Origin of the sequence: Pseudomonas sp. AA-38, assembly GCF_029457475.1 — a bacterium.
Taxonomy (GTDB): Bacteria; Pseudomonadota; Gammaproteobacteria; order Pseudomonadales; family Pseudomonadaceae; genus Aquipseudomonas.
The window spans coordinates 291,254-318,134 of record NZ_CP120359.1; the positions used below are offsets into that span (position 1 = coordinate 291,254).

Consider the following 26,881-nt stretch of genomic DNA (forward strand, 5'->3'; position numbering starts at 1 on the left):
GCGACTTGAGGCTTGAAGCTTGCGGCTGCTTCCCCGCCTTACTCGCCCGCCAACGGGCAAGCAGGCCCACACTCAACTCGCAAAGGAGGTCGCCATGGGCGCCAATACTTTGCGTCGGAGTCTGGTCGCCCTGTTTGCCGCGACCCTTGCCTTCGGCGCCATCACTCAAGCTCAAGCCGAGACACTGCGTATCGGTTACCAGAAATACGGCCCGTTGGTGCTGCTCAAGTCCAGCGGTGCCCTGGAAAAACGCCTCGCCGCCCAGGGCGTGAACGTGCAATGGACGGAGTTTCCCGCCGGCCCGCAGTTGCTCGAAGGGCTCAATGTCAGTTCCATCGACTTCGGCACCACAGGTGAGACGCCGCCGGTATTTGCCCAGGCGGCGGGTGCCGACTTGCTATACGTGGCCTTCGAGCCGCCTGCGCCACTGAGCGAAGCGATTCTGCTGCCCAAGGATTCGCCGATCACTTCCGTCGCCGAACTCAAGGGCAAGAAGGTCGCCCTGAACAAGGGCTCCAACGTGCACTACCTGCTGGTGCGCGCGCTGGAGGAGGCCGGTCTGAGCATTACCGATATCACACCCGTGTACCTGCCGCCCGCCGATGCCCGCGCTGCTTTCGAGCGCGGCAGCGTCGATGCCTGGGTGATCTGGGATCCGTTCCAGGCCGCCGCCGAGCAGCAACTGCAGGCGCGCAGCCTGCGCGATGGCAGCGGTCTGGTGAGCAATCACCAGTTCTATCTGGCCGCACGCCCCTTCGCCGAGAAGCATCCTGAGGTGGTAGCCGCGCTGGTTGAGGAAATTCGCCAGATCGGTGAATGGACGCGTGCTCACCTCGACGAAGCCACCGCGCAGGTCGCACCGCTACTGGGGTTGTCCCCCGAGATCACCCGTGCTGCCGTCGAGCGGCAGAACTACGGGGCGCAGTTGCTCACCCCCGAGGTGGCGAGTGCGCAGCAGAAAATCGCCGACACCTTCAGCGATCTCAGGCTGATCCCCAGACGCCTGAGCATTGCCGAGGTGGTCTGGCAACCACCGGCCAAGATTGCCCAGGCCCAGTAATCCGTAACCCGGATTGCATCCGGGCTAGGTCAACGCTTTCGCAAAAGGAAACCTCTCCATGAGCCTCAATATCTTCTGGTTCCTGCCCACCCATGGCGATGGTCAGTACCTCGGCACCGCCGAAGGCGCGCGCGCCGTCGACCACGGCTATCTCACGCAAATCGCTCAGGCCGCCGACCGCCTCGGCTATGGCGGCGTGCTGATCCCCACCGGGCGTTCCTGCGAGGACTCCTGGCTGGTGGCGGCATCCTTGATCCCGGTCACGCAGAACCTCAAGTTCCTCGTCGCCCTACGCCCCGGGATCATTTCGCCCACGGTGGCGGCGCGCCAGGCAGCGACCCTGGATCGTCTGTCCAATGGCCGGGCGCTGTTCAACCTGGTGACCGGTGGTGACCCGGACGAACTGGCCGGCGATGGCCTGCACCTGTCCCATGCCGAACGTTATGAAGCCTCCGTCGAATTCACCCGCATCTGGCGCCGCGTGCTGGAGGGTGAAACCGTCGACTACGACGGCAAGCACATCCAGGTGAAGGGCGCCAAGTTGCTTTATCCGCCAATCCAGCAGCCGCGTCCGCCGCTGTATTTCGGTGGTTCATCCGACGCGGCGCAGGATCTGGCCGCCGAGCAGGTCGAGCTGTACCTGACCTGGGGCGAGCCGCCGGCCGCAGTGGCCGAGAAGATCGCCCAGGTGCGCGAGAAGGCGGCCAAGCAAGGCCGCGAAGTGCGCTTCGGCATTCGTCTGCACCTGATCGTGCGCGAGACCAACGAGGAGGCCTGGGCCGCGGCGGATCGGCTGATCAGCCACCTGGATCAGGCCACCATCGACCGTGCCCAGGCGTCGCTGGCGCGTTTCGACTCCGTCGGCCAGCAACGCATGGCCGCGCTGCATGGCGGCAAGAGGGACAACCTGGAAGTGTCGCCGAACCTCTGGGCCGGTGTCGGTCTGGTGCGCGGCGGCGCCGGCACCGCGCTGGTCGGCGATGGCCCGACCGTGGCGGCGCGGGTCAAGGAATACGCGGAGCTGGGCATCGACACCTTCATTTTCTCTGGCTACCCGCATCTGGAGGAGTCGTATCGAGTCGCCGAACTGCTGTTCCCGCACCTGGACGTGGCCCAGCCGCAACGTCCGGAGAGTCGCGGCTATGTCAGCCCGTTCGGCGAAATGATCGCCAGCGACATTTTGCCGAAGGCGGTTTCGGCGAGTTGAAAGGCGCCCTCTCCCCAGCCCTCTCCCATAAATGGGAGAGGGGGACTGGCGCACGAATTCCCCGGATTGCATCCGGCTACTGAGTGAATCGTAGGGTGCGCTGCGCGCACCGCGATTGCCTGCGCTGCCATTGGTGCGCATGGCGCACCCTACGGATCGCCTCCGCCTCCCCACTCATGGGAGAGGGTTTGAAGCCCGGATGCAATCCGGGAACAGAAGCACAGAATTCTTCGAGGCAAGCATGAGCAACACGACCCTTCACAAACTGGCCCTGCGCGCCGCGCCCTGGGCCTTGCCGCTGGGGCTGTTGGCCGCCTGGCAACTGGCGGTGGCCAGTGGCTGGCTGTCCAGCCGTATCCTGCCGGCACCCAGCGCCGTGCTCGCCGCCGGCTGGGAGTTGCTGGCCTCCGGTGAAATCTGGCGGCACCTGGCGATCAGCGGCCAGCGCGCCGGCATCGGCTTCGCCATCGGCGGTGGTATCGGCCTGCTGCTGGGCTTTATCACTGGCCTGTCGAAATGGGGCGAGCGCCTGCTCGACAGCTCGGTGCAGATGATCCGCAACGTGCCGCACCTGGCGCTGATCCCACTGGTGATCCTCTGGTTCGGCATCGACGAGGCGGCCAAGGTGTTCCTGGTCGCACTCGGCACGTTGTTCCCCATCTACCTCAATACCTACCACGGCATCCGCAACGTCGATCCGGCGCTAGTGGAGATGGCGCGCAGTTATGGCCTGAAGGGTTTCGCCCTGTTCTGGCAGGTGATCCTGCCCGGCGCGCTGCCATCGATCCTGGTCGGCGTGCGTTTCGCTCTCGGCTTCATGTGGCTGACCCTGATCGTCGCGGAAACCATCTCGGCTAGCGCCGGCATCGGCTACCTGGCGATGAACGCCCGTGAATTCCTGCAGACCGACGTGGTGGTGCTGGCGATCCTGCTCTATGCAGTGCTTGGCAAGCTGGCCGATGTTGCCGCCCGTGGCCTCGAACGTGTGTGGCTGCGCTGGCACCCGGCTTATCAGGCCAAGGCAGGTGCTCAATGACGGCGCTGCACAGCATTCGCCAAGGCATCCCCTTGGCCATCGAGAAGATCGAGAAAACCTTCGGCGAGCGCCAGGTGCTCAAGGGCATCGACCTGCATATCCCGGCTGGCCAGTTCGTCGCCGTGGTGGGCCGTAGCGGCTGTGGCAAGAGCACCTTGCTGCGCCTGCTGGCCGGGCTGGATCAGCCCAGCGGCGGCCAGTTGCTGGCTGGCAATGGCTCGCTCGACGCCGTGCGTGAGGACATCCGCCTGATGTTCCAGGACTCGCGCCTGCTGCCCTGGAAGCGGGTGATCGACAACGTCGGTCTGGGGCTTTCCGGCGACTGGCGCAAGCAGGCCGAGGAAGCATTGGGGGCGGTCGGCCTGGCGGATCGCGCTAATGAATGGCCGGCGGCGCTATCCGGCGGGCAGAAGCAGCGTGTGGCGCTAGCGCGTGCGCTGATCCACCGCCCGCGCCTGCTGCTGCTCGACGAACCGCTGGGCGCGCTGGATGCGCTGACCCGTATCGAGATGCAGCGCCTGATCGAACGCCTGTGGCAGCAGCATGGCTTCACCGTGCTGCTGGTGACTCATGACGTGGCCGAGGCGGTGGCCGTGGCGGACCGGGTGATCCTCATCGAGGACGGTCGGATCGGCCTCGACCTCGACGTACACCTGCTGCGCCCGCGTGCCCATGGTTCGCCGCAATTGGCGGCGCTGGAAGCGCGCGTGCTCGACCGCGTGCTGGCGCAACCGGGTTTGCCCACACCACCCGACCCCATAGAGCAGCCGCAAGCTGCTAGCCACAAGCTTCAAGTAAAAGCAGCAAAGCAAAAAACCAACGCTACAAGCTTCGAGCAAGAACCGCAGGCTTCTACTTGAGGCTTGCAGCTTGAAGCTTGCCGCTGACTTTCGACCCCAGGAGAAAATCCCATGACCATCAAAGCCATCAACGTGCGCAACCAGTTCAAAGGCAGCATCAAGGAAATCGTCATCGGTGACGTACTGTCGGAAATCGACGTGCAGACTGCCGCCGGTATCGTCACTTCGGTGATCACCACCCGCTCCGTGCGCGAGCTGGAACTGCAGGTGGGCAGCGAGGTGATCGCCTTCGTCAAGTCCACCGAGGTGTCCATCGCCAAGCTCTGACGCTCCTCCATGGCCCCGGCCGCAATGGCCGGGGCAAGCTTCCTGGCGCCTTCGGTTCGCCTGGCCGGGCGACATGCCTTATCCTTGTCGGCCCTTGTGGCTGATCGTCTTCTGCAAGTCTTGTTATAAAGAGATAAGAAAAAGATATTTTTCGGCTATATGCTTTTTCTGCAGAATCGAGCCATCAAAACGCCTGCCTGCAGGCACCGCTCTCGATAAGGATTCCTTAGATGCTGAAGAAGATCGTTCTGGCCACCGTGGCCAGTGCCACCCTGCTGACTGGCTCGCTGAGCCATGCCGCTGCCGACACGCCGTTCCACAACGCCTCCTACGACATCGCCCGCGAGCTGTTCGGCGAGATCAACCCCAAGTTCGTCGAGTACTGGAAGGAGAAGACCGGCAAGGAGGTGAAGATCATCCAGTCCTTCGCCGGCACCTCGCGCCAGGCGCAGGACATCATCCAGGGCAAGAAGGTCGACGTGGTCACCTTCAACCAGGTGCCGGACGTGGACATCCTGGCCAAGCGCAAGCTGCTGCGCGCCGACTGGGCCAAGCAGTTCCCCAACAACAGCTCGCCGTACTACAGCACCACCGCCTTCCTGGTACGCGAAGGCAACCCCAAGAACATCAAGAGCTGGGACGACCTGATTCGCGATGACGTGAAACTGGTATTCCCCAACCCGAAGACTTCCGGCAACGCCCGCTACAGCTACCTGGGCGCCTGGCTGTTCGCCAACGAGAAATTCAACGGCGACCAGGAGAAGGTAAAGGCCTTCGTCGGCAAGCTGCTGAAGAACGTCGAGAACTTCCCCACCGGCGGCCGTGGCGCCACCGTGGCCTTCGCCCAGAACGGCCAAGGCGACGTGCTGCTGACCTTCGAGTCGGAAGTGATCAACATTGCCAAGGGTGACGAGTTCAAGTCCGCCAACCTGCAGGTGGTGGTACCGGAGGTCAGCGTGCTGGCCGAATTCCCGGTAGCCATCGTCGACAAGGTGGCCGATGAGCGCGGTACCCGTGAGCAGGCCAAGGCCTTCCTCGACTTCCAGTACAGCAAGGACATCCAGCAACTGCTGACCCGCTACAACTACCGCGTGCACAACCCGGAAGTGGTCGAGGCGACCAAGGCCCAGTTCGCCCCGGTGCGCCTGATCAACCCGACCGAGGTGCTGGGTAGCTGGGACGAGATCACCGCCAAGCATTTCGACAACGGTGGTATTCTTGACCAACTTCTGGCGGCCGGTCGCTGACCTGGACGCAGGGTGGGTGTAACCCGCCCTGGTGTTACACCACGGATCAACTGTCGGTCGGACGGCTTTTCGTAGGGTGCGCCGTGCGCACCAAGCACGCACTGCGGTCTTCACGGTGCGCACGGCGCACCCTACCCCAAAGCACCCGAGCACATGTCGACATGTGATCCGTGTTGTGACACTGGGCAAGCATCGTATTGGTCTATTGGCCGCCTTATTGGCGGCCAACTGCATTTGTAGAGCCGAGCTTTTTTCGTGAGCAAACCGACGCTGTTCTTCCGACAGACCCCGCTGCTGCCTGGCTTTGGCCTGAGCTTCGGCGTCAGCGTGTTGTATCTCTCCCTGGTGATTCTGCTGCCACTGTCGGCGCTGCTTCTGTACGTCAGCGACATGACCTGGGCGCAGTACTGGTTCGCCATCAGCGACCCGCGCGTGGTGCAGAGCTACAAAGTGACCGTCTCGGCGGCGTTCTACTCGACCCTGGCGGTGCTGGTGATCGGCCTGCTGCTGGCCTGGATCATCACCCGCTACGACTTTCCCGGGCGGCGCCTGGTGGATGCGCTGATCGACCTGCCGTTCGCCCTGCCCACCTCGGTGGCCGGCCTGACCCTGGCCACCTTGCTGGTGCCCAACGGCTGGATCGGTCAGTGGCTGGGCTTCAAGGTGGCCTATGCCTACACCGGTATCGTCGTGGCCATGGTGTTCACCAGCATTCCCTTCGTGGTGCGCACGGTGCAGCCGGTGCTGCAGGATCTCGGCTCGGAATACGAGGAAGCCGCGCGCACCCTCGGCGCCAGCCGTGTGCAGACCTTCCGCAAGGTGATCCTGCCGACCCTGGCGCCGGCACTGGTCACCGGCGGTTCGCAGGCATTTATCCGCAGCCTCGGTGAGTTCGGCGCGGTGATCATGATCGCTGGCAACATTCCTTATCAGACGGAGGTCAGCTCGCTGATGATTTTCGTCCGTCTGCAGGAATTCAATTACCCGGCGGCCGCAGCCATCGCTTCGGTGATTCTGCTCGCGTCGCTGGCTCTTCTGTTCCTCCTGCAGGTCGTGCAGGGGCGTCTGTTCGCATGGCAACGGCAAGGTCGATGAAAAAGCCTCAGGATTGGCGCCAATGGGCGCTGGTAACACTCGGTCTGACGCTGGTGGCACTGATTCTGCTGCTGCCGCTGGCACTGATCTTCACCAAGGCCCTGGCCGGTGGGCTCGACCTGCTGTGGCGCAACCTGAACGAAGACTACATGCTTCATGCAATCGGCCTGACCCTGCTGGTGGCGGCGATCACCGTGCCGCTGAACCTGTGCTTCGGCATCTGTCTGGCCTGGTGCGTGACCCACTACGATTTCCGTGGGCGCAAGCTGCTGACCACCCTGATCGACATTCCCTACGCGGTGTCGCCGGTGGTCGCCGGCCTCTGCTACCTGGTGGTCTACGGCCTGGAAAGCTTCATCGGCCGCTGGTTCTACGATCAGGGCCTGCAACTGATGTTCGCCTGGCCGGGCATCGTCATGGTCACGGTGTTCGTCACCGCACCCTACGTGGCGCGCATTCTTATTCCGGTGATGCAGGCCCAGGGTCAGGACGAAGAAACCGCCGCCATGTGCCTGGGCGCCAGCGGCTGGCAGATCTTCCGCCGCATCAGCCTGCCGAAGATCAAGTGGGCGCTGCTGTACGGCGTGGTGGTGACCAACGCCCGCGCGGTGGGCGAGTTCGGCGCGGTGTCGGTGGTCTCCGGCACCATCATCAACCAGACCCTGACCTTGCCGCTGCTGGTCGATCAGCTCAACAACGACTACAAGCCAGCGGCGGCTTTCACCGCGGCCGGGCTGCTGGCGTGCATGGCGCTGCTCACACTGTTCCTCAAGACCTTCATGGAGTGGCGTCAGCGCCGCCTGCTGCAACGCGCCGAGGCCTGATCCCTCAATTACCCGCAGCAGGCGGCTGCGCTGCCTGAATGCGCTGCGCCGCCCTTGCCTGGTCATGCACGGCGGCGGGCTGTGGATGGCCGAAGTGATAGCCCTGGCCATAGTCGCAGCCCAGTTCTCGCAGGAAGTCGGCCTGGGCCGCTTCCTCGATGCCTTCGGCCAGCACCTTGAGGCCCAGGCTGTGGCCGAGGGCGATCACCGCGCGGGCGATGGCGGCGTCTTCCGGGTCGTCCGGCAGGCCGCGCACGAAGCTCTGGTCGAGTTTGAGCTTGTGCACCGGCAGGCGCTTGAGGCGGGCCAGCGAGCTATAGCCGGTGCCGAAGTCATCGATGGCCAGACGCACGCCCAATGCGCGCAGGCGGGTCAGCAGGGTCAGCGCTGCTGCGGGGTCTTCCATCACCGCGCTCTCCGTCACCTCCAGCTCCAGTTGCGCCGGGTTCAGGTTCGTCTTGGCCAGCACCTGAGCGACGTGCAGATCCAGCTCGACACGACCGAACAGGCGGCTGGATACGTTCACCGCGACGAACTGCGGGCCGTTGCGCTCCAGGTTCCAGCGCACCATCTGCGCGCAGGCCTGTTCGAGCACCCAGGCGTCGATGGCGCCGATCATGCCGTTTTCCTCGGCCACCGGGATGAACTCCACCGGTGACACCAGGCCGCGTTCGGGGTGCTGCCAGCGCACCAGGGCCTCCATGCCCACCAGGTTGCCGTTATGCAGGTCGTGTAGGGGCTGGTAGAACACGCGCAGTTCGCCGTTTTCCAGGGCATGGCGCAGGCTGCTGGCCAGTTCCACCCGTTGCCGGGCGTAATCGGTCAGCTCCTGAGCGTAGAAGGCGAAGCTTTCGCGGCCCGTGCTCTTGGCCTTGAACAGCGCCGAGTCGGCATTGCGCAGCACCTGTTCGACGCCCTCGGCATCGTTGGGAAACAGGCTGATGCCAATGCTGGCGCTGATGTAGAGCTCGTTGCCATCGAGGCGGAAGGGCGCATGCAGGCTGTTGAGCAGGATTTGCGCCAGTTCGGCAGCCTGCGCCGCTTCATGGCATTGCTCGTGCAGCAGGCCGAACTCGTCGCCGCCCAGGCGAGCCAGGGTCACGCCGCTGGGAATGACTTCTTGCAGACGTTCGCCGACGGTTTTGAGCAGCAGGTCGCCGACGTTATGCCCGAGGCTTTCGTTGATGTGCTTGAAGTGATCCAGATCGAGCAGCAGCACGGCGCCGCAGCGTGACTCCTGGCTGCGCTCCATGGCATGCGCCACCCGTTCGGTGAACAGCAGGCGGTTGGGCAGGTTGCTCAGCGGGTCGTGGTGGGCCAGGTAGTCCAGCTCGCGCTGCGAACGCTTGAGGGCGGTGATGTCGGAGAACACCGCCACGTAATGGCTGATCGCGCCCTGGGCATCGTGAATCACCCGGATGCATTGCCATTGCGGGTAGATCTCGCCGCTCTTGCGCCGGTTCCACACCTCGCCGGCCCAGGCGCCGTGGCGCTCCAAGGCATGCCACATGTCGTGGTAGAAGGCACTGTCGTGACGCCCGGACTTGAGTAGGGTTGGAGCCTGGCCGAGGATTTCTTCGCGGCTGTAGCCGGTGATGCGCGAGAACGCCGGGTTGACGTGCACGATGCATTGCCTGGCATCGGTGACCAGCACGCCTTCCTGAGTGGCGTCGAACACCGCGGCCGCCTGGCGCAGGCTGTCTTCGTCTGCGCGGCGCTGGGTGATATCGCTGGCAATGCCGATGAAGCGCATGGGCTGACCGGCGGCGTTGCACAGCAACCGGCCACGCGAATGGATCCAGCGGTAGCTGCCGTCGGCATGGCGCAGGCGGTAGACGTTCTCGTACTGGGTGCCTTGCAGGTTGAGGTCGATCTTCTCCAGCACGCGCTGACGGTCATCGGGGTGCAGGTACTCGGCCCATTGCTCGCGGGTGTCGCCGAGGGCGGCCTTGTCGATGCCAAGCAGGGCCGCGTAGCTATCCGAATAGAACACCCGCTGGCTGTTCATATCCAGATCCCACAGGCCGTCACGGGTGGCATCCAGCGCCAGGCGCAGACGCTCTTCGCTGGTGCTCATGGTCCGCTGCGCGCGGCGGTAGTGAATGGCATGCCGACGCAGCAGGGCATACAGCAGGAAGGCGCTGAAGGTGACGAACAGCAGTCCCTTGAGTGTTTGCAGGTGCTTGTACTGGGCGGGAGCGAGCAGGTCGAGCAACTGGTCACTGAGCAGCACCCACAGCGAGGCGACCAGCAGGTAAGCCAGGGTCAGACGCAAGGTGGTTCTATCGATACGCATGGCGAGCAAGGTCGCTCCTGTTATTGTGTGTACATGCCGGCTGTCCTTGGCGATGGGCCTGGCTGAAACATTCTTATCTAAAAGTCCATCTGGTTTTCTGACATGGCTCGGGGATAATGCAGAAAGGTTGGCCCTTGTAGGGCAAACCGCTTACACCTATCAAGAGGCAACAGCGCTCATGTGGTACAACGGTCTACTCGATCTTTCGGTCTGGCAACTGGTGGCAGTCACTCTGCTGATGACGCACGTCACCATCGTCAGCGTCACCGTCTACCTGCACCGCTACTCCGCGCACCGTGCGCTGGAGTTGCATCCTGCTCTCAAACACTTCTTCCGTTTCTGGCTGTGGCTGACCACGGGCCAGAACACCCGCGAGTGGACGGCCATCCACCGCAAGCACCACGCCAAATGTGAAACCGAGGACGACCCGCACAGCCCGGTGATCAAGGGGCTGGGCACGGTCATGCGCAAGGGCGCGGAACTCTACCGCGCCGAAGCCAAGAACCAGGACACCCTGCGCATCTATGGCAAGAACTGCCCGGATGACTGGATCGAACGCAACGTCTACAGCCGTTATCCCATCGGCGGCGTGACCCTCATGGCGATCATCGACCTGGCCCTGTTCGGTGTGCTCGGCATGACCGTCTGGGCGGTGCAGATGATGTGGATTCCGTTCTGGGCCGCTGGTGTGATCAACGGCCTGGGCCATGCTGTTGGCTACCGCAACTTCGAGTGCCGCGACGCCGCCACCAACCTGGTGCCCTGGGGCATCATCGTCGGCGGCGAGGAATTGCACAACAACCACCACACCTACCCCAACAGCGCCAAGCTGTCGGTGCGCAAGTGGGAGTTCGACATGGGGTGGGCCTGGATCAAGCTGTTCAGCTTCCTGGGCCTGGCGCAGGTGCAGCGTGTCGCGCCTATCGCCCATCAGGTCGAAGGCAAGCGCAACCTGGACATGGACACCGCCATGGCCATCCTAAACAACCGCTTCCAGATCATGGCGCAGTATCGCAAGCTGGTGATCGCGCCGCTGGTGAAACAGGAAGTGGCCAAGGCCGACGAGTCCGTTCGTCACCTTTTCCACCGCGCCAAGCGCCTGCTGTCTCGTGAACCGAGCCTGCTGCATGACCAGCATCATGCGCGCATCGCCGACCTGCTGGCGCAGAGCCAGGCGCTCAAGGTGATCTACGAGAAGCGCCTGGCGCTGCAGCAGATCTGGGTCAAGACCAGCAGCAACGGCCACGACATGCTCGAGGCGATGAAGCAATGGGTGCACGAGGCCGAGGCCAGTGGCATCCAGTCGCTGCGCGAGTTCGCCGATCAGCTCAAGACCTACTCGTTGCGTCCGTCGGCTGCATTGGCCTGAAGCCCTTGCGCTGCTGGCAAAAGGCCTGCCGAACGGCAGGCCTTTGTCTTTGTCCAAAACCCACTACGCTCAATTTCAGGGTTAGAGGGGTTCTATGGCGGCAGTGATGGACGAACAGGATAGTGCGGTAAGCAAGCGTGAGGAGCTGACATTGGCGCTGCTGCACAGTCGTGCCGAAGTGGAGCGGCTGCGTGAGCGCGAACAACTGTTCAGCAGCTTGCTCGGCAGCGTCAATGCTGTGCTCTGGGCTTTCGACTGGGATGAGCAGCGGATCATCTACGTCAGCCCTGCCTATGAGCGGATATTCGGGCGCTCCGCCGCCTTGCTGCTGGCCGACTACGACGAGTGGCGCAACAGCATCTACCCCGACGACCTCGATTACGCTGCCGAAAGCCTGGCCAAGGTGCTGGAGACCGGCGCGGTGGAGCAGCGCGAGTACCGCATCCTGCGCAGTGATGGGCAATTACGCTGGATCAGCGACAAATGCTTCGTCAGTCCCAGGCAGGAGCTTGGGGGCGGCACCGTCATCGTCGGCATCGCCGAAGACATCACCGAGAAGAAACGCCTGGAAGGCGAGCTGCACCGCCTGGCCACTACCGATGTGCTGACCCAGAGCAGCAACCGTCGGTACTTCTTCGAGTGCGCTCGGAGCGAGTTCGAGCGAGCCCGCCAATCCGGTACGCCCATGGCGTTCCTGCTGCTGGATGTGGATGACTTCAAGCAGATCAATGACCGCTATGGTCATCAGGTCGGCGATCAGGTATTGCAGCGTCTGGCGCACTGCGGGGCCACCGCGCTGCGTCGCGATGACCTGTTCGGACGTATCGGCGGGGAAGAGTTCGCCGCCTTGTTCCCCGGTTGCGAGCAGGCCGTGGCGCTGCAGGTGGCCGAGCGCTTGCAGCGAGAGGTGCAGCGCCTGAGCTTCCAGCACGAAGGCAAGAGTTTCGGCGTGACCCTGAGTCAGGGGCTGACCGTGCTCACCCCCAAGGATGCCAACCTGGAAGCTCTCTATGCCCGTGCCGACGAGGCCATGTACCGGGCCAAGCGCCAGGGCAAGAACCAGATCGTCATAGGTTGACGTGGCGGTTTTCCGCCAAGAATGAACTTTGCATAGGCGGAAAGCTGCCTGCGTCAGGCGATTAATAAAAGTTTCATCGCGCAGCCTGAAAAATGTAACCTTGCACGGTGGGCTTTACCTTGGCACAGGGATCGATTGGCACGCTATCTGCCTAGGCATTCGCATCCAAGCCCGGCCAATGGAAGCTGGCGCACAATAACAACGATGTGAGTGCTGACTATGAACCAAGTTCCCTGTTTCTGCCTGCCCGCTCACTTGGGCTTTCCATCGTTGTTTCCTTCCTGAATTCGAGCGCATGCCAATGAACATCCGCCAGGGATCGTTCGTGCCCGCGCGCACCCCATTCGCTCCGAGCCTGCCTCTTCGTGCTGAAGCCAGTGTTCGGGGGCGATGTGTCACCTTAAACACACTGGAGAGAAACATAATGAGAAAGACCTCCCTGGCACTGGCCGTAGCCGCCGGCACCCTGGGTCTGAGCCAAGTGGCCTTCGCCGATCTGGTCGGTGATACCAAAGTCAGCCTGGAAGCCCGTAACTTCTACTTCAACCGTGATTTCCGTCAGGACAACAACGATACCCCGACCCCGTCGCAGTCCAAGCAGGACGAATGGGCACAGGGCTTCATCCTGCGCATGAACTCCGGTTTCACCGATGGCACCGTGGGCTTCGGGGCCGACGCCATCGGCATGTTCGGCTTCAAGTTGAATTCCGGTGGTGGCACTGGCAACAGCGGCTTGCTGGTTCCGGATCGTTCCCGCAAGGCTGGCTCCCAGGACAACTACTCGGATCTGGCCGTAGCTGCCAAGGCCAAGATTTCCAACAGCACCCTGCGTGTTGGTCAGATGCAGTTCAAGAACGCCGCCATCGCCTCCAGCGACGGCCGTCTGCTGCCCCAGGTCTTCGAGGCTGGCCACATCGTCTCCCAGGAAATCGATGGCCTGATGCTGGAAGCCGCGCACGTGCGTGAGGTCAACCACCGCAACTCCGGTGACTACGAAGACATCGCAATCACCAATAATTTTAATAGCAGGACTGGTAGTGCCGGCACCCGAGGCATCACCCTTCGTGATGGCTCCACCACCGACTCCTTCGACTTCATTGGCGGCACCTACAAGCTGACCAAGGAGCTGACCGGCGGTTACTACTATTCCAACCTGGACGAGCTGTACAAGCAGCACTCCTTCAACCTCGTGCATGTCCTGCCGCTGGGCGACAAGCAGAGCCTGAAGACCGACGTGCGTTACGCCCGCTCCACTGACGACGGCAACCGCAGCAACGTCGACAACAAGGCCTTCGGCGCCATGGTTACCTACGGTCTGGACGGCCATGCCTTCGGCCTGGGCTACCAGAAGATGAGTGGCGACACCGGCTTCGCCTATATCAACGGTACCGATCCGTTCCTGGTCAACTACGTTCAAATCAGTGACTTCGCCAACAAGGACGAGAAGTCCTACCAGGCTCGTTATGATTTCAACTTCGCCTCCATCGGCATTCCGGGCCTGACCTTCATGACCCGTTACCTGACCGGTGACAACGTCGATCGTGGTCGTACCGCTTCCGAAGGCCGCGAGTGGGAGCGCAACACCGAGCTGATGTACGTCTTCCAGGAAGGCGCGCTGAAGAACCTGGGTGTGCGCTGGCGTAACGCGACCGTGCGTTCCAACTTCGCCAACGACATCGACGAGAACCGTCTGATCGTCAGCTACACCTTGCCGCTGATGTAAGGGGGCTGGCAGGGGCGATGTCTCTGCCTGTGGTGTTGTTGAAAAGCCCGCCTCCCAGGAGGCGGGCTTTTTTTGCGGTTGGGTTTTATGCGGGGGGGCGATCTACTAGAGATTCCGCGAACCCCTTTTCCTCACTCCGCAGCCAGACGTTGCGGCGCGTTCGTCGAGGTGGCGAGGATGGCGCTGGCCAGCGCCATGTCGTCCGCCTGCTGCAACTGCGGGTTGTCTGCTCGCAGCTTCTGCAGTGCCGCCTCCAGATGCGGGCCACGGATCTCTCCGGCACTGGCGACGAAGCTGCTTGCGTCTTCTTCGGCAGCGGCCACCAGCTTGCGATCCTTGAAGGTGAGGTAGGTAGACGCCGTGGTGGCGCCCGAGGAGAGGATGTCGCGCAGCAGTCCATCGGCCGAGGCCGCCTGGACCAGCATGCAGCCGCCCAGCACCAGGGCGGCTCGGTTCAGAAAGCGCATGGTGGCACTCCTAAATGCAGTGATCGATGATCCTGAGAGTGGCCAATTGGCACGATGGTTCCCCTTGGCCGATAGGTGGCGCAGGGGCAGGTCGCGAGTGGCTCAGGTCTGTACGCGGCGTTGTTGATGGCTGCGCCAGAGCAGGGCGGTAACCACTGCCAGCAGGCCGAACAGGCCGATCTGCCAGGCCCATGACAGCCCCAGCAGGAAGGTGAGGGCGCTGGTGATCACGGCGGCCAGACCGATCCACAACAGATAACCGCCGGCGCCGAATACCTCGATGAGTAGCAGCAGCGTCGCCAGGGCCAGCCAGTCCCAGAACGCAAGGTGGTGCAGATACTCCGTCATGTACGCCTGGCTCGCATGGTCAGTGCGCCTGTTTCGATCCCGTTGTGATGCATTGCGGACTCCATTGCCTGAATTCCGCATCTAAGCATAGCCATGGATGGCCAACTGCCGACCATTACGCATGTTGTGCAGACCCAGGCGCTGCCGGGCGCAGGCATGGGAAATCGGTCACATTGCCGGGCGCGGCTAGGAGCTGTTGTCGCTCTGTCGCGGCCGTGCGCGAAGCGGCAACAGAGCCTAACGCTGTTCGCTCTGTGGCGTGACGCGCAATACCTCTTCGATGGTGGTCAGCCCGGCGGCGACTTTCTGCGCGCCGGACAGGCGCAGGCTGCGCATGCCGTCCTTGAAGGCGGCGCGGCGCAGGGCGGTGAGGTCGGTATCGGCTGTGATCAACGGCTTGATGGCGTCGTTGAGCAGCATGATCTCGTACACCCCGGCGCGGCCCCGGTAGCCGGTTTCGCGGCATTCCAGGCAGCCCACGGCATGGTGCGCCTGGGTCGGCAGGGGCGAGCTCCAGGGGCGGGTCAGGCCGTTCCAGGTGTCTTCGTCCAGTTGCACCGGCGCCTTGCAATGGGGGCACAGGGTACGCACCAGACGCTGGGCCATGACGCCAAGAATGGTGGCCTTGAGCAGGTAGTGCGGCACGCCCAGTTCGAGCAGGCGGGTGATGGCGCTGGGGGCATCGTTGGTATGCAGGGTGGAGAGCACCAGGTGGCCGGTCAGCGCCGCCTGGATGGCCATTTCCGCGGTTTCCAGGTCGCGGATCTCGCCCACCATGATGATGTCCGGATCCTGGCGCATCAGCGCGCGCACGCCGCTGGCGAAAGTGAGGTCGATGTTGTGTTGCACCTGCATCTGGTTGAACGCGCCTTCGATCATCTCGATGGGGTCTTCGATGGTGCAGACGTTCACCTCCTCGGTGGCAAGCTGCTTGAGCGTGGTGTAGAGCGTGGTGGTCTTGCCCGAGCCGGTGGGGCCGGTGACCAGGATGATGCCGTTGGGTTGGCTAGTCATGCTGGCCCAGCGACGCAGATCCTCGGGGGAGAAACCGAGTTGGTCGGGGCTTTTCAGCAGCACTTCCGGGTCGAAGATACGCATCACCATCTTCTCGCCGAAGGCGGTGGGCAGGGTCGACAGGCGCAGTTCCACCTCGTTGCCATCCGGGGTCTTGGTCTTGACCCGGCCGTCCTGCGGTTTGCGTTTCTCGGCGATGTTCATGCGGCCGAGGTTCTTCAGGCGGCTGACCACCGCCATGGTGACCTGCGCCGGGAACTGGTAGACGGTGTGCAGCACGCCATCGATGCGAAAGCGCACCGTGCCCTGCTCGCGGCGCGGCTCGATGTGGATATCGCTGGCGCGCTGCTGGAAGGCGTACTGGAACAGCCAGTCGACGATATTGACGATGTGTGCATCGTTGGCGTCCGGCTCCTGATCCTGCGCGCCGAGGCTGAGCAGTTGCTCGAAGTTGCCGACCCCGCTGATCTTCTGGTCGGTGGCACTGGCGCCGCTGACCGAACGGGCCAGGCGGTAGAACTCGGTGGTGAAACGCTGGATGTCCACCGGGTTGGCTACCACGCGTTTGATCGGGCGCTTGAGCACGTGAATCAGGTTGGCTTCCCAGCTATGCACCAGCGGCTGGCTGCTGGCGATGGTGACGCATTCGCTGTCCACTGCCACGGCCAAGATCTTGTGACGTTGGGCAAAGGCGTAGGACATCAGCGGTGTGATGGCCGGCACGTCGATCTTCAGCGGGTCGATGCGCAGGTAGGGCTGGCCGGCGAACTTGGCCAGCCAGACGGTAAGGGTTTCCAGGTCGAGTTTCTTACCCGGTCGCGCCAGGTCGTCCACCTGCTGTGCGGCGAGGAATTCCAGCGGGTGCTGCTGGTTGTTCACAGCACTGCGGCGAATGGCCAGGCATTGCTCGGCGACGTCCTGCTCCACGCGCCCTTCGGCGACCAGTTCGCGCAGCAGATCGCCGAGATCCAGCACGCGGTCGGGGGGGGTGGTGTGTAAGGCGGACATGCGAGCTCCTCGGGATCGGCCTGAACAAGGGTAGCCGGATTAGGCTCCGTTGCCGTTTCGACGCGTGGGGCGTGAATTGGCAACAGACCCTAGCATGCCCGAAAAGCAGGGGTGGGGCGAAGGCCTGGCAGGGGTGAAAGCCCGTTTCAGGCCACTTCGCTGCTCAAGCTGTGATCCAGGTGGCGCCAGTCCACCTCCCAGACGCACACCAGGCCGCGCAGTTTTTGCGCCAGTACGCCAGCGCGGTGTACAGACAGGCCCTGCACCTGCAGCTCGATATGCAGATCGTCCTGGCGGCGTGTCACCTGCAGGGCATCGGGCAGCAACTGCAACTGGGCGAAAAGGCCCAGCAGGCGGCACAGCACCTCGGCTTCGGCGTCGGTACGCAGGTGGTAGGCCACGCCGGCAGCGGGGCGTTCCTGCCAGGGATCGCGACGGGTTTGGACGGTGGGAAAGGGCGTGGTGTCGGGCATGGCGGTGACTCGAGCTGGTTTTGCTCAAGTTTCTGCCTTGCGCGAACAAAAGTTCTGCCTGATTTTCTGGGTTTTGGCAGTTTTCGTGGATAGACTTGCCTGATAATCAAGATATATAGGAATTTTTATGTCCGTCACTCTGGATGCCTACGATCAGCGCATTCTTGGCCTGCTGCAGGAGGATGCCGGCCTCTCCACCGCCGAGATCGCCGAGCGGGTGGGTTTGTCCCAGTCGCCGTGCTGGCGGCGTATCCAGCGCCTCAAGGAGGAGGGGGTGATCCGCAAGCAGGTGACCCTGCTCGATCGCAAGCGCATTGGTTTGCAGACCCAGGTGTTCGCTCAGGTCAAGCTCGATGCCCATGGTCGCTCCAATCTCACCGAGTTCGCCGAGGCCATGCGCGAGTTTCCCGAGGTGCTGGAATGCCACGTACTGATGGGCGCGGTGGACTTCATGCTGCGCATCGTCACCCGCGATATCGAGGCCTACGAGCGCTTCTTCTTCGAGAAGCTGTCGCTGGTGCCGGGCATTCAGGAGGTGAACTCCATCGTCGCCCTGTCGGAGATCAAGTCCACCACCAGTCTGCCGCTGGGTTAGGGGCTGTTGCGGCTTCAGGGGGCGGGAGTTGGCTTCGGCGCTGCCGGCTCGCGCTTGGTCGGTGGGGTAAGGCCCATGGACACATAGATGCTGGTCAATTGCTCGACGCCCATGTCCGCCGGGCGTATCCAGTCCACCGGCACGTAGAGCAGGCCACCGCCGATGGGGATGGGCGCGGTGGGCACGAGAATGGCGCAATAGGCGCGGCCCTCCAGCTCGATGCTCTCCGAGCTGGGGCGCAGGGCCAGCACGGCGGCGCCGTCGCCGCCGAAGAAGCACCAGACCGGCGCCATGGTGGCGATGTCCGGGTTCTTGCTCTTGTCCAGCAGACCGACGAAGCGGTCGGCCAGGTTATACAGATTGCCCAGTACCGGCGTGCGCCGCAGGGTGCGGTCGAGCAGCCAGGTCAGGGGTTTGCGCAGGCCCAGTTGTACGGCCAGGCCCAGAGGATAGAGGCTGGCCACCAACACCAGCGTGCCCAGCAGCCAGGCCATGTAGCTGTTGCTGACGAAGGGTTGGCCGAGGGCGGCGAACACCTGACCGATGGGGGTGGCCGGGCCGATCAGGCGGTTGAGCAGGCCGACGATCCAGGCCAGCAGCGCCAGGGTCAGGGCCAGCGGCAACAGGGCCAGCAGGCCGGTCAGCCAGGTGGTGAGGAGCGATTTCAGGCTGCTTCGGAGCATGTGGGGTCGTTCCGTCGAGGGACAGGCAAGGCCGGGCGGCAGCGGGCCGCCGGCCTCATATGCTGGCTCAACGCAGCAGAGCTTTCCAGGCCCGCAACTGTTGCACTTTTATGCACTGCTCGGTGATGGCCTCGGCTTCGGCGTGCTGTTGCGCCAGTTCGCTCAGTTTGCTCAGCTCGCCATACAGGCGATCGGCCTCGCTCAGGTCGAGCACCTGGCGTGCCAGGCGCAGCCAGACCAGCAGGCGTTCCAGGCGTGGTGACTGTTCCACCAGGCGCTGCGGTTGGCTCTGGTAATGGCGCAGGTTGAGCGCATTGGCTTCTTCGGCCAGTTGCGTGCTCAGCCAGTTGCTCACGGCGGCTTCGCCCTGGCGTTGGCCGCGGGCATTGCGCCCTTCGCGCCAGGCTCCGGCCAGCAGCCAGCGCGCCAATTGCAGCGAGAGCAGGCCCCAACGTGGCGAATCCAGCTCGCTGGCGAACAGGGCTGGCGCCGCCTGGCGCATCGATTCGTCGGCCTGGCCGGCTTGCAGGCGTGGGCGCCAGTCGTCGAGCAGGGCGTCCAGGCCCTGGCGCAGCTCACGACTGCTGGCGCGCGGCACGGCCTGGCCGAGGCTGCCAAGCAGCGCGCGCAGTTCACCCAGGCGCTCGATCCAGTCGGCCAGCAGACGCCAATGGCCGTTCCAGCGATACTGTTCGGCCAGGCGCTGGCTGGCGCCGAGCAGGTGCCAGGCCAGGGCGGTGAAGGCATCGTCCAGGTTCATTTCGCCACTCAGGCTAGGTGCCGGCAGGCTCAGGCTGTAGCTGCCGGCGTCGAACAGGCGATAGCCGCGCTCGGCCTTGCTGATGTCGCAGGGCATCAGCGGCAGGCCTTCGGCCAGCTCGCAGGCCAGTTCCAGCAAGGCCGCCGGTTCGCCCTGACGCAGTTCCAGCTCCAGCTCGCAGATTTCTTCCTCGCCTTCGCCAGCGATTACCTTACCCAGATCCAGTGCGGCTTCGATGACCACCTTGGCCTTGCCACGACCCCAGGCGATCTCGGCCTTCTCACGGACGAAGTCGGTGGTGAACAGCGGCATCAGGCTGCTCTTGTCCAGCTCTGCCAGGCTGGCCGGCCAGCACTGATCATCGAGCTTGCCGAGATCCAGCTCGGGCTTGTCCAGGTACCAGTCCCATTCGTTGCGCTCGGACAGGCCTGCCACGCTCTGCCCGCGTGACTTGAGGGTCTGGATGAATTGCTCGCCATCGCGGCGCAGGCGCAGGGCGACCTTGGCCCCAGCCAGTTGGCGATCCACCGTATCGTAGTACTGGTTGAACAGTGGGGTGCGCTGCCAGCCGCTCTTGTTGCGCTTCTTCAGCAGCGGGTGTTCGCGCAGTGCGGCCAGGGTGGCACGGCTGGCGCGCAGTTTGATTTCGGTTTCTTTGACCATGGTCAGCAGGTATGACGCCTAGATATGAAATTGTGACAGTCCGATGATGCGCGCTGGCGGTCGGCAAGGCCGATCCCTATACTTGCGCCCTTCACAAAACGGGGATTTACCCTATGCCTATCAACCCTTTTGTCAGCCTGTTCGGCCGTTCTCCCATCGGCCCCATGCAACAGCATATCGCCAAGGCGCATGAATGCGCGGCGAACCTGGTGCCTTTCTTCGAGGCCGTGATGGCCGAAGACTGGGCCAAGGTGGAACAGGTACAACAGGAAATGTCCCGGCTCGAGCAAGAGGCGGACAAGCTCAAGAAGAGCGTGCGTCTGCACCTGCCCAAGAGCCTGTTCCTGCCGGTTCCGCGTTCGGATCTGCTGGAACTGCTCAGTGTACAGGACAAAGTCGCCAACCGTGCCAAGGACATCGCCGGCCTGATGCTTGGTCGGCAGATGGCCATTCCGCAGGCGTTGCAGCCCTTGATGCGCACCTACGTGCAGCGCAGCGTGGACGCCAGCGCGCAAGCGTTGAAGGCGATGAACGAGCTGGACGAACTGCTCGAGACCGGTTTCGCCGGTCGCGAGGCGGAGCTTGTGGAAAACCTGATCGAGGAGCTCGGTGCGATCGAGAATGACACCGACCGCCTGCAGATCGAGGTGCGCCGCAACCTGTTCACGCTGGAGAAGGATCTTCCCCCGGTCGATGTGATGTTCCTCTATCAGATCATCGACTGGGTCGGCGATGTCGCCGACCGTGCCCAACGAGTGGGCAACCGACTGGAACAACTGCTGGCGCGCTAAGCGCCAGCGTCCTTTCTGGGATCTACGGAAACTAACTTTATGTCTCTGATTGCGGACTACGGGCTGGTTCTGCTCGTACTTGCCTGTCTTTTCGGTTTTTTCATGGCCTGGGGTGTCGGGGCCAACGATGTAGCCAACGCCATGGGTACATCCGTTGGCTCGCGTGCATTGACCATCAAACAGGCGATCATCATTGCCATGGTCTTCGAGTTCTGCGGCGCCTACCTGGCCGGCGGTGAGGTGACCGAAACCATCAAGAACGGCATCGTCGATGCCAGCCTGATCAGCCCCAACCTGATGGTGCTGGGCATGATGTCGGCCTTGCTGGCCGCCGGTTCCTGGCTGCTGGTGGCGTCGATGCGCGGTTGGCCGGTGTCCACCACCCACACCATAGTCGGTGCAGTGATCGGCTTCGCCGCCGTGGGCGTGTCGGTGGATGCCGTGCACTGGAGCGGCGTCGGTCCCATCGTCGCCAGTTGGGTGGTCACCCCCATGTTGGCGGGCATCATTTCCTTCTGCCTGTTTGTCAGCGTGCAGAAGCTGATCATCGACACCGATAACCCATTCAAGAATGCCAAGCGCTTCGTGCCGCTGTACATGTTCATCACCGGCTTCATGATCTCGCTGATGACCCTGAGCAAGGGCCTCAAGCACGTTGGTCTGAACCTCTCCAGCACCGAGGGCTTCTTCCTCTCGCTGGGCATCGGCGTGCTGGTCATGCTGATTGGCATCGCCCTGCTCAGCCGCATCCATGTCGATGCCGAAGCGGACAAGGCCTTCCACTTCTCCAGCGTGGAGAAGGTGTTCGCCATTCTGATGATCTTCACTGCCTGTTCCATGGCTTTCGCTCACGGCTCCAACGACGTGGCCAACGCGGTCGGCCCGCTGGCCGCCATCGTCGGCGTGATCCAGAGCGGCGGTGACCTGGCCGCTGGCGAAAAATCCATCGTACCGGGCTGGATCCTGCTGCTGGGCGCGCTGGGCATCGTGGTCGGCCTGGCTACCTACGGCTACAAGGTGATCGCCACCATCGGCAAGGAAATCACCGAATTGACCCCCAGCCGTGGCTTCGCCGCCGAACTGGCCGCCGCCACCACCGTGGTCAGCGCCTCGGGCCTGGGCCTGCCGGTGTCCACCACCCACACCCTGGTCGGCGCCATTCTCGGTGTCGGCATGGCGCGCGGTATCGGTGCGCTGAACCTGGGCATGATTGGCAAGATCTTCCTCTCCTGGATCATCACCCTGCCGGCTGGCGCGGTGCTGTCGATCATCTTCTTCTTCATTCTGCGCGGGCTGTTCGGCGGCGTCTGATTCCGCTCTGGCGGTTTCACCTGAGGTTGGATGCCCCTATCATGGGGGCTCCGACCCAGGAGAGCGCCGATGCCTTTGCCGTCCTTTCGAGAGCAGTTCGCTGCGCTGATCGCCGCGCCGTCGGTGAGCTGTACCCAGCCCAACTGGGATCAGAGCAACGCTCCCGTCATCGAATTGCTCGCCACCTGGCTCGGTGAGCTGGGCTTCGCCTGCGAAACCCAGCAGATCGCCCCCGGCAAGTTCAACCTGCTCGCCAGCCGTGGCACCGGCCCCGGTGGCCTGGTGCTGGCCGGGCACAGCGATACCGTGCCCTTCGATGCCGCGCTGTGGCAGAGCGACCCGCTCAAGCTGACCGAGGTGGGCGACCGCTGGGTGGGCCTGGGCAGTTGCGACATGAAGGGCTTCTTCGCTCTGGTCATCGAGGCTGTCCGTCCGCTGCTCGATCAGCCTTTCCAGCAACCGCTGCTGATTCTCGCCACCTGTGACGAGGAAAGCTCGATGGCCGGCGCCCGTGCCCTGGCCGATGCCGGCAGGCCGCTTGGCCGCGCGGCGGTGATCGGCGAGCCGACCGGCCTCAAGCCGGTTCGCCTGCACAAGGGCGTGATGATGGAGCGCATCGACATCCTCGGCCAGAGTGGCCATTCCTCCGATCCGGCGCTCGGCCATAGCGCGCTGGAGGCCATGCAGGACGTGATGGGCGAGTTGCGTGGCCTGCGCGCGCAGTGGCAGCGTGAGTTCAACAACCCGCAGTTCAGCGTGCCGCAACCGACGCTGAACCTCGGCTGCATACACGGCGGCGACAACCCCAACCGCATCTGTGGCCAGTGTGCCCTGGAGTTCGACCTGCGCCCGCTGCCGGGCATGGATCCGGAGCAGTTGCGTGCGGCCATCCGCGGCAAGCTGCAGCCGCTGGCACTCAAGCATGAAGTGCGCATCGACTACGGCCCGCTGTTCCCGGCCGTGCCGCCCTTCGAGCAAAGCGCTGACGCCGAGCTGGTGCGCCTGGCCGAGCGGCTGACTGGGCATACGGCGCAAGCGGTGGCATTCGGCACCGAGGCGCCTTATCTTCAGCACCTTGGTTGCGAGACCCTGGTGCTCGGCCCCGGTGACATCGCATGCGCGCACCAGCCCGGGGAACACCTGGAGCTGGCCCGCATCGAACCGACCGTGGCGCTGCTACGGCAACTGATCCAGCACTATTGCCTGACCCGGAGTGACGACGTGCAGCGACGATGAGACCGACTTTCCAACCGAACATGGCGGCTCGCACCCGCCCAAAACGTCTCGAAGCCCACGGATCTCTACATGCACGACTACGTCACCTGGCTACGCCACGCTTCGCCCTATATCAACGCCCACCGCGACTGCACCTTCGTGGTCATGCTGCCGGGTGAGGGTGTCGCCCACCCCAATTTCGCCAATATCGTCCACGACCTGGTGCTGCTGCACAGCCTCGGCGTGCGCCTGGTGCTGGTGCATGGTTCGCGCCCGCAGATCGAGGCGCGCCTGGCGGCTCGCGGCCTGACTCCGCATTACCACCGCGACCTGCGTATCACCGATGCGCCGACCTTGGAGTGCGTGATCGACGCCGTCGGCCAGTTGCGAATCGCCATCGAGGCGCGCCTGTCGATGGACATGGCCGCCTCACCGATGCAGGGCTCGCGCCTGCGCCTGACCAGCGGCAACTTCGTCACCGCGCGGCCGATCGGCGTGGTCGATGGCATCGACTATCACCACACCGGCGAAGTACGGCGCATCGACCGCAAGGGCATCAATCGCCAGCTCGACGAGCGCAGCATCGTGCTGCTGTCGCCGCTGGGCTATTCGCCCACCGGGGAGATCTTCAACCTGGCCTGCGAGGATGTCGCCACCCGCGCCGCCATCGACCTGGCGGCCGACAAGCTGCTGCTGTTCGGCGCCGAGGACGGCCTGCTCGACGAGCACGGCAAGCTGGTGCGCGAGCTGCGCCCACAGCAGGTGCCAGCGCATCTGGCGCGCCTGGGCAGCAACTACCAGGGCGAATTGCTCGATGCCGCTGCCCAGGCCTGTCGGGGAGGGGTGAAGCGCAGCCATATCGTCAGTTACGCCGAGGACGGCGCGTTGCTCAGCGAGCTGTTCACCCGCGCCGGCAATGGCACCCTGGTGGCTCAGGAACAGTTCGAGTCGTTGCGTGAAGCGACCATCGAGGATGTCGGCGGCTTGATCGAGCTGATTCGCCCGCTGGAGGAGCAGGGCATTCTGGTGCGCCGTTCGCGCGAGGTGCTGGAGCGGGAGATCGAGCAGTTCAGCATCGTCGAGCGCGAGGGGCTGATCATCGCCTGCGCCGCGCTCTATCCCATCGCCGATTCGGACTGTGGCGAGCTGGCCTGCCTGGCGGTCAACCCCGACTACCGCCACGGCGGCCGGGGTGACGAACTGCTCGAGCGTATCGAGGCCAGGGCGCGGGCGCAGGGCATCAAGACCCTGTTCGTGCTCACCACGCGCACCGCGCACTGGTTCCGCGAACGTGGCTTCGAGCCCAGCAGCGTCGAGCGCATGCCGATAGCGCGCGCCTCGCTGTACAACTATCAGCGCAATTCCAAGGTGTTCGAGAAAGCCCTGTAGGGTGCGTTGCGCCCCCGAATGGGGAGGGAAAGGCCCGGATTGCATCCGGGCTACCGCTCGTCAGGCACTGTGCTGGTGCAGGCGCCACTTCTCCTGGCCATCGTCCCAGCCGGCCTCCCAGGCGGCGGCCGGAATGTCTTCGGCGTAGGGTTGGCGGGCTTTGGCCTGGCCGGTGAGGCCGGCCATGTAGCCCTGCTGGTACGCCTTGGTGAGGCCTTCCAGGCTCCATTGCGGCGAGGCATCGTGTCGCTCGGGCGCCATCTGGCGTGCTCCCATATCAGTCCGTTGAATTCATGCTAGTTGGTCGCCCGAGCGGTCGTCTGGCCGCCCGTCCGGCCTTTTGCTCCGCTGGCAGGCTTTGTGACGAGGTTCACACGGCCAGGGCGAGAATGCTGGCCTGGTAGGCGGCGACGAAGGCGTCGAAATCGCCTTCTTCCTGTGCCTCCAGCTCGGCCTGCTCGGCCAGCGACTGGCGCGCGGCCTGTTCCAGCGCAGCCTGTTGTCCGGCCTCCAGCGGCTGGGACTGGAAATACTCGGCATGCTGACGGCTTTGCTGCAGGGCGAACTCGGTGAAGCTCTGGCCCTGACGCAGAATCGCCAGTACCTGCGCCGAGGGGGTCATCTCCACGTCCGCCACCTTGGCTTGCTGTTGGGCCAGGGCTTCGACATGGGCAGTGCTGCCCTGGGCGCGGTCGAGCATCTCGGCCAGCGGCAGGATGCGTTCGAGCAGCTCGCCGGCCCAGCTCTTGAGTTCCACCGGCTGACCGCCACGCTGCAGGTGCAGCCCGGGGCGCCGACCTTCCTTGACCACCTTGAGGAAATTGCTGGTGCAGTTGCTGCACTCGCCGTTTTCCAGCAGCGGGCTGTCTTCCAGCGCGCAGAACAGCAGGAAGGCGTCGATGAAGCGGGCCTGGGCCAGGTCGATGCCCAGCGGCAGGAAGGGATTGATGTCCAGGCAGCGCACTTCCACGTACTGCACGCCACGGCTCATCAGCGCCTGGATCGGCCGTTCGCCGCTATGGGTGACGCGCTTGGGACGGATGCTCGAGTAGTACTCGTTCTCGATCTGCAGGATGTTGGTATTGAGCTGCAACCACTCGTCGCCGCGTTTGGTGCCGGCTTCGACATAGGCCGGGTAGGGCGTACCGACTGCCAGACGCAGGCTGTCGGTATAGCTGGCCAGGTCGTTGTAGCAGGGAGTCAGGCCGGCTTGCGCGTTGCTCTGGTAGCCCAGGTCGCTCATGCGCAGGCTGGTGGCATAGGGCAGGTACAGGGTGCTGGCATCCAGCTCCTGCAACTGGTGCGGGCGACCACGCATGAAGCCCTTGTCCAGCGCCGGTGAGGCGCCGAACAGGTACATCAGCAACCAGCTATAGCGGCGGAAGTTGCGGATCAGTGCGATATAGCGTGCCGACTGGTAGTCGCGTGCACTCTGCTCGCTGCCTTCGCTCTGCTGCTGCAACTGCCACAGCCCTTCGGGCAGGGAGAAGTTGTAGTGGATACCGGCGATGCACTGCATGGTTTTGCCGTAACGCAGCGCCAGGCCTTTGCGGTACACGTACTTGAGCCGGCCGATGTGCGAGCTGCCGTAGCGGGCGATGGGAATGGTCTCCTCGTCCGGCAACTGGCAGGGCATCGAGGCGCTCCACAGCAGCTCGCCGTCGAGCTTGCCATTGGTGAAGCGATGGATGCGTTCCAGCTCGTCCAGAGTTTGCGCCGGATCGGTGGCGGTGCCGGTGATGAATTCCAGCAGTGACTCGGAGTAATCGGTGGTGATCTGCGCGTGGGTCAGCGCCGAGCCCAGGGCCTGCGGATGCGGGGTCAGGGCCAGTTGGCCGTCGTGGTCGATGCGCAGGCATTCGCGCTCGATACCGTGCAGGCATTCACCCAGCAGGGACAGGTTGGCCGGCTCGCCGAGCTGGGCCAGGCGGCGGGAGAGAAGGTCGCTCAAGATGCAATTCCTAACTGGGCAGTCGCCACAATATGAGGACTGCAGCAACAAGCTTCAAGCTGCAAGCCTCAAGTAAGAGGGCGCAGGCAGGAACCGCTTGCTCCCGGCTGCGCACGTTATGTCTTTCCCTTGCAGCTTATGGCTTGCAGCT

At 63.7% G+C, this 26,881-nt stretch carries 24 protein-coding genes and 1 pseudogene; 16 read left to right on the plus strand and 9 right to left on the minus strand.

Annotated elements, in window-relative coordinates:
- Window positions 1–94: 94 nt before the first annotated feature.
- The 8 genes and pseudogenes from PVE35_RS01350 (at window position 95) to cysW (ending at window position 7,596) form a co-directional block, all read left to right on the plus strand.
- Window positions 95–1,060: a sulfonate ABC transporter substrate-binding protein gene (locus PVE35_RS01350; RefSeq protein WP_277373540.1), complete on the plus strand. Its 966-nt coding sequence runs from the start codon at window positions 95–97 to the stop codon at window positions 1,058–1,060.
- Window positions 1,061–1,118: 58 nt separating this feature from the next.
- A complete protein-coding gene (gene ssuD, locus PVE35_RS01355) occupies window positions 1,119–2,267 on the plus strand; it encodes an FMNH2-dependent alkanesulfonate monooxygenase (RefSeq protein ID WP_277373541.1) in 1,149 nt (382 codons plus the stop codon).
- Between the two features lie 241 nt (window positions 2,268–2,508).
- A complete protein-coding gene (gene ssuC / locus PVE35_RS01360) occupies window positions 2,509–3,303 on the plus strand; it encodes an aliphatic sulfonate ABC transporter permease SsuC (RefSeq protein WP_277373542.1) in 795 nt (264 codons plus the stop codon).
- A pseudogene (gene ssuB / locus PVE35_RS01365) lies at window positions 3,300–4,064 on the plus strand (aliphatic sulfonates ABC transporter ATP-binding protein); the annotation flags it as partial. The gene ssuC and the pseudogene ssuB, both read left to right, overlap by 4 nt.
- A gap of 150 nt (window positions 4,065–4,214) precedes the next feature.
- A complete protein-coding gene (locus tag PVE35_RS01370) occupies window positions 4,215–4,430 on the plus strand; it encodes a TOBE domain-containing protein (RefSeq protein ID WP_003242436.1) in 216 nt (71 codons plus the stop codon).
- Between the two features lie 230 nt (window positions 4,431–4,660).
- Complete coding sequence (cysP, locus tag PVE35_RS01375) at window positions 4,661–5,677, plus strand: thiosulfate ABC transporter substrate-binding protein CysP (RefSeq protein WP_277373543.1); 1,017 nt, start codon at window positions 4,661–4,663, stop codon at window positions 5,675–5,677.
- A gap of 255 nt (window positions 5,678–5,932) precedes the next feature.
- The gene (gene cysT, locus PVE35_RS01380; RefSeq protein ID WP_268180610.1) at window positions 5,933–6,772 is read left to right on the plus strand and encodes a sulfate ABC transporter permease subunit CysT; all 840 of its coding nucleotides are present in this window, start codon (window positions 5,933–5,935) and stop codon (window positions 6,770–6,772) included.
- Window positions 6,769–7,596: a sulfate ABC transporter permease subunit CysW gene (cysW, locus tag PVE35_RS01385; protein WP_268180612.1), complete on the plus strand. Its 828-nt coding sequence runs from the start codon at window positions 6,769–6,771 to the stop codon at window positions 7,594–7,596. The genes cysT and cysW overlap by 4 nt, the downstream gene beginning before the upstream one ends.
- 4 nt (window positions 7,597–7,600) lie before the next feature.
- Here the strand turns inward: cysW and PVE35_RS01390 are convergent, their stop codons facing one another.
- Window positions 7,601–9,892, minus strand: coding sequence for a GGDEF domain-containing phosphodiesterase (locus PVE35_RS01390; RefSeq protein ID WP_277373544.1), 2,292 nt, complete (start codon window positions 9,890–9,892; stop codon window positions 7,601–7,603).
- 178 nt (window positions 9,893–10,070) lie between these two features.
- On the opposite strand from PVE35_RS01390, the gene desA reads away from it, so the two are divergent.
- From desA to PVE35_RS01405, 3 genes are all read left to right on the plus strand, one after another.
- The gene (gene desA, locus PVE35_RS01395) at window positions 10,071–11,261 is read left to right on the plus strand and encodes a delta-9 fatty acid desaturase DesA (RefSeq protein WP_277373545.1); all 1,191 of its coding nucleotides are present in this window, start codon (window positions 10,071–10,073) and stop codon (window positions 11,259–11,261) included.
- A 106-nt stretch (window positions 11,262–11,367) separates the two neighbouring features.
- Entirely contained in the window at window positions 11,368–12,339 is a 972-nt protein-coding gene (locus PVE35_RS01400) for a sensor domain-containing diguanylate cyclase (RefSeq protein WP_277373546.1), read from the plus strand.
- 424 nt (window positions 12,340–12,763) lie between these two features.
- On the plus strand, window positions 12,764–14,062 hold the full coding sequence (locus tag PVE35_RS01405; RefSeq protein ID WP_277373547.1) for an OprD family porin: 1,299 nt from the start codon (window positions 12,764–12,766) through the stop codon (window positions 14,060–14,062).
- A 131-nt stretch (window positions 14,063–14,193) separates the two neighbouring features.
- Here the strand turns inward: PVE35_RS01405 and PVE35_RS01410 are convergent, their stop codons facing one another.
- The 4 genes from PVE35_RS01410 to PVE35_RS01425 form a co-directional block, all read right to left on the minus strand.
- Window positions 14,194–14,529 (minus strand): DUF2388 domain-containing protein, encoded by a 336-nt coding sequence (locus PVE35_RS01410; RefSeq protein ID WP_268179710.1) that lies wholly within the window; start codon window positions 14,527–14,529, stop codon window positions 14,194–14,196.
- Window positions 14,530–14,631: 102 nt separating this feature from the next.
- Complete coding sequence (locus tag PVE35_RS01415) at window positions 14,632–14,877, minus strand: NfeD family protein (RefSeq protein ID WP_268179709.1); 246 nt, start codon at window positions 14,875–14,877, stop codon at window positions 14,632–14,634.
- A 237-nt stretch (window positions 14,878–15,114) separates the two neighbouring features.
- Window positions 15,115–16,899, minus strand: coding sequence for a GspE/PulE family protein (locus PVE35_RS01420; RefSeq protein ID WP_277373548.1), 1,785 nt, complete (start codon window positions 16,897–16,899; stop codon window positions 15,115–15,117).
- Between the two features lie 146 nt (window positions 16,900–17,045).
- Window positions 17,046–17,372 (minus strand): hypothetical protein, encoded by a 327-nt coding sequence (locus PVE35_RS01425; RefSeq protein WP_268179706.1) that lies wholly within the window; start codon window positions 17,370–17,372, stop codon window positions 17,046–17,048.
- 127 nt (window positions 17,373–17,499) lie between these two features.
- On the opposite strand from PVE35_RS01425, the gene PVE35_RS01430 reads away from it, so the two are divergent.
- A complete protein-coding gene (locus PVE35_RS01430; RefSeq protein WP_277373549.1) occupies window positions 17,500–17,967 on the plus strand; it encodes an Lrp/AsnC family transcriptional regulator in 468 nt (155 codons plus the stop codon).
- 14 nt (window positions 17,968–17,981) lie between these two features.
- Here the strand turns inward: PVE35_RS01430 and PVE35_RS01435 are convergent, their stop codons facing one another.
- Window positions 17,982–18,650 (minus strand): DUF502 domain-containing protein, encoded by a 669-nt coding sequence (locus PVE35_RS01435; RefSeq protein ID WP_277373550.1) that lies wholly within the window; start codon window positions 18,648–18,650, stop codon window positions 17,982–17,984.
- 67 nt (window positions 18,651–18,717) lie between these two features.
- Window positions 18,718–20,073: an inorganic triphosphatase gene (locus PVE35_RS01440; protein ID WP_268179700.1), complete on the minus strand. Its 1,356-nt coding sequence runs from the start codon at window positions 20,071–20,073 to the stop codon at window positions 18,718–18,720.
- Between the two features lie 113 nt (window positions 20,074–20,186).
- On the opposite strand from PVE35_RS01440, the gene PVE35_RS01445 reads away from it, so the two are divergent.
- The 4 genes from PVE35_RS01445 to argA all read left to right on the plus strand — a co-directional run bounded on the left by PVE35_RS01445 (window position 20,187) and on the right by argA (window position 24,779).
- Window positions 20,187–20,864, plus strand: a complete 678-nt coding sequence (locus PVE35_RS01445; RefSeq protein ID WP_268179699.1) for a TIGR00153 family protein — start codon at window positions 20,187–20,189, stop codon at window positions 20,862–20,864.
- Between the two features lie 39 nt (window positions 20,865–20,903).
- A complete protein-coding gene (locus PVE35_RS01450) occupies window positions 20,904–22,175 on the plus strand; it encodes an inorganic phosphate transporter (RefSeq protein WP_277373551.1) in 1,272 nt (423 codons plus the stop codon).
- Window positions 22,176–22,244: 69 nt separating this feature from the next.
- Complete coding sequence (gene argE, locus PVE35_RS01455) at window positions 22,245–23,411, plus strand: acetylornithine deacetylase (protein WP_268179695.1); 1,167 nt, start codon at window positions 22,245–22,247, stop codon at window positions 23,409–23,411.
- Between the two features lie 69 nt (window positions 23,412–23,480).
- Entirely contained in the window at window positions 23,481–24,779 is a 1,299-nt protein-coding gene (gene argA / locus PVE35_RS01460; protein WP_277373552.1) for an amino-acid N-acetyltransferase, read from the plus strand.
- A gap of 60 nt (window positions 24,780–24,839) precedes the next feature.
- Here the strand turns inward: argA and PVE35_RS01465 are convergent, their stop codons facing one another.
- Together PVE35_RS01465 and gshA are read right to left on the minus strand one after the other, a co-directional pair.
- Window positions 24,840–25,040, minus strand: a complete 201-nt coding sequence (locus tag PVE35_RS01465; RefSeq protein WP_277373553.1) for a ribosome modulation factor — start codon at window positions 25,038–25,040, stop codon at window positions 24,840–24,842.
- A gap of 109 nt (window positions 25,041–25,149) precedes the next feature.
- On the minus strand, window positions 25,150–26,730 hold the full coding sequence (gshA, locus tag PVE35_RS01470) for a glutamate--cysteine ligase (protein ID WP_277373554.1): 1,581 nt from the start codon (window positions 26,728–26,730) through the stop codon (window positions 25,150–25,152).
- Between the last annotated feature and the right edge of the window lie 151 nt (window positions 26,731–26,881).

Excerpts from the sequence above, each read along its gene's own strand:
- PVE35_RS01440 (WP_268179700.1), bottom strand. The coding sequence starts at position 20,073 with ATGGTCAAAGAAACCGAAATCAAACTGCGCGCCAGCCGTGCCACCCTG.
- cysW (WP_268180612.1), top strand. The coding sequence starts at position 6,769 with ATGAAAAAGCCTCAGGATTGGCGCCAATGGGCGCTGGTAACACTCGGT.
- argA (WP_277373552.1), top strand. The coding sequence starts at position 23,481 with ATGCACGACTACGTCACCTGGCTACGCCACGCTTCGCCCTATATCAAC.
- cysP (WP_277373543.1), top strand. The coding sequence starts at position 4,661 with ATGCTGAAGAAGATCGTTCTGGCCACCGTGGCCAGTGCCACCCTGCTG.
- PVE35_RS01435 (WP_277373550.1), bottom strand. The coding sequence starts at position 18,650 with ATGCTCCGAAGCAGCCTGAAATCGCTCCTCACCACCTGGCTGACCGGC.
- PVE35_RS01405 (WP_277373547.1), top strand. The coding sequence starts at position 12,764 with ATGAGAAAGACCTCCCTGGCACTGGCCGTAGCCGCCGGCACCCTGGGT.
- PVE35_RS01350 (WP_277373540.1), top strand. The coding sequence starts at position 95 with ATGGGCGCCAATACTTTGCGTCGGAGTCTGGTCGCCCTGTTTGCCGCG.
- ssuD (WP_277373541.1), top strand. The coding sequence starts at position 1,119 with ATGAGCCTCAATATCTTCTGGTTCCTGCCCACCCATGGCGATGGTCAG.
- PVE35_RS01430 (WP_277373549.1), top strand. The coding sequence starts at position 17,500 with ATGTCCGTCACTCTGGATGCCTACGATCAGCGCATTCTTGGCCTGCTG.
- argE (WP_268179695.1), top strand. The coding sequence starts at position 22,245 with ATGCCTTTGCCGTCCTTTCGAGAGCAGTTCGCTGCGCTGATCGCCGCG.
- PVE35_RS01415 (WP_268179709.1), bottom strand. The coding sequence starts at position 14,877 with ATGACGGAGTATCTGCACCACCTTGCGTTCTGGGACTGGCTGGCCCTG.
- PVE35_RS01425 (WP_268179706.1), bottom strand. The coding sequence starts at position 17,372 with ATGCCCGACACCACGCCCTTTCCCACCGTCCAAACCCGTCGCGATCCC.
- PVE35_RS01420 (WP_277373548.1), bottom strand. The coding sequence starts at position 16,899 with ATGTCCGCCTTACACACCACCCCCCCCGACCGCGTGCTGGATCTCGGC.
- PVE35_RS01400 (WP_277373546.1), top strand. The coding sequence starts at position 11,368 with ATGGACGAACAGGATAGTGCGGTAAGCAAGCGTGAGGAGCTGACATTG.
- ssuC (WP_277373542.1), top strand. The coding sequence starts at position 2,509 with ATGAGCAACACGACCCTTCACAAACTGGCCCTGCGCGCCGCGCCCTGG.
- desA (WP_277373545.1), top strand. The coding sequence starts at position 10,071 with ATGTGGTACAACGGTCTACTCGATCTTTCGGTCTGGCAACTGGTGGCA.
- PVE35_RS01445 (WP_268179699.1), top strand. The coding sequence starts at position 20,187 with ATGCCTATCAACCCTTTTGTCAGCCTGTTCGGCCGTTCTCCCATCGGC.
- PVE35_RS01370 (WP_003242436.1), top strand. The coding sequence starts at position 4,215 with ATGACCATCAAAGCCATCAACGTGCGCAACCAGTTCAAAGGCAGCATC.
- PVE35_RS01410 (WP_268179710.1), bottom strand. The coding sequence starts at position 14,529 with ATGCGCTTTCTGAACCGAGCCGCCCTGGTGCTGGGCGGCTGCATGCTG.
- PVE35_RS01450 (WP_277373551.1), top strand. The coding sequence starts at position 20,904 with ATGTCTCTGATTGCGGACTACGGGCTGGTTCTGCTCGTACTTGCCTGT.
- PVE35_RS01465 (WP_277373553.1), bottom strand. The coding sequence starts at position 25,040 with ATGGCGCCCGAGCGACACGATGCCTCGCCGCAATGGAGCCTGGAAGGC.
- PVE35_RS01390 (WP_277373544.1), bottom strand. The coding sequence starts at position 9,892 with ATGCGTATCGATAGAACCACCTTGCGTCTGACCCTGGCTTACCTGCTG.